At 41.6% G+C, this 1,440-nt stretch carries 1 protein-coding gene; it reads right to left on the reverse strand.

Annotated features, from left to right (window positions below):
* Positions 1 to 1,440: glutamine synthetase III (locus Q7O90_RS02530; RefSeq protein ID WP_304127059.1), on the reverse strand; the 1,440-nt coding region annotated here is incomplete at both ends.

Genomic DNA, 1,440 nt, shown 5'->3' on the forward strand with positions numbered 1-1,440 from the left:
CATTTAGTTTTAAATCATATTTTTCATCAGCGCTGAGTTTCCCCTCGCTCACTTTTTCCAATTCCTCCAAAACTCCATAAAGCTGAGAACCGATAAACACAGAAATAATCGCTGGCGGCGCCTCATTCGCTCCCAGACGATAGTCATTCCCCGCAGTAGCAATCCCTGCACGAAGAAGGTCTGCATATTCGTTCACCGCCTTAATCACATTTACAAAAAATGTCAAAAACTGAAGATTTTTTTTCGGATTTTTCCCTGGGCTCAGCAGGTTTTCACCTGTATTGGTAGAGAGCGACCAGTTGTTATGCTTACCGCTTCCATTGACTCCCGCAAATGGCTTTTCATGGAAAAGTATATGAAAATGGTGCTTGTGCGCTATCCTCGCCATTAAATCCATCAATAGGGAATTGTGATCAACTGCCACATTCGCTTCTTCAAACATTGGCGCAAGTTCATATTGATTCGGTGCATTTTCATTATGTCTTGTAGATACTGGAATGCCCAGTTTCACACATTCTATCTCTAATTCCTTCATGAAATTCATCACACGGGTAGGAATAGAACCAAAATAATGGTCTTCCAGCTGCTGTCCCTTCGCTGGCGAGTGCCCTAAAAGGGTTTTTCCTGTCATCAAAAGGTCTGGTCTGGTCTTAAAAAGCGCCGAATCTACAAGGAAATATTCTTGCTCCCAGCCTAGGTTGCTTGTAACTTGCTTTACTTCGGGATAAAAGTATTGGCAAACTTTAGTTGCTGCAACGTTTACAGCACGTAAAGCCTTTAGTAGTGGAGCTTTGTAGTCGAGTGCTTCTCCAGTATAAGATATGAATATTGTTGGAATACAAAGTGTGTCGTCGATAATAAATACAGGACTTGTCGGATCCCAGGCAGAGTATCCTCGGGCTTCAAAGGTGTTTCTTATGCCTCCATTTGGGAATGAACTCGCATCCGGTTCTTGCTGAACAAGGAGCTTACCAGAGAACTCTTCAATCATTCCGCCTTTACCATCGTGCTCAATGAAAGCATCATGTTTTTCGGCAGTACCTTCTGTTAATGGTTGAAACCAGTGTGTATAATGAGTTACACCATTCTCTTTAGCCCATTGCTTCATGCCTTGTGCTACTGCATCTGCAATCGATCTATCTAGTCGGCTGCCGTTATCCATGACATCAACGAGCTTTTTGTAAATGTCGGCAGGCAGATACTTATACATCTTAGAGCGGTTAAACACGAGCTTTCCATAGAACTCTGAAGGGCGTTCCGTTGGTGCATTGACTTCTACTGGTCGCTTCTTGAACGCTTCTTCAACAGCTTCAAATCTTAAATTTGCCATATCTTTTACCTTAAAATGAAACTTCGTATTGCAAAAATAAGCATTTTCCTTATATCTAGCAAAGTATTTAAGAATATATAAAGGTGCAAAGTTTAAGATACAAGGGGATA

Source organism: Mogibacterium diversum, assembly GCF_938028775.1.
In the GTDB taxonomy this organism is placed as follows: Bacteria; Bacillota; Clostridia; order Peptostreptococcales; family Anaerovoracaceae; genus Mogibacterium; species Mogibacterium diversum_A.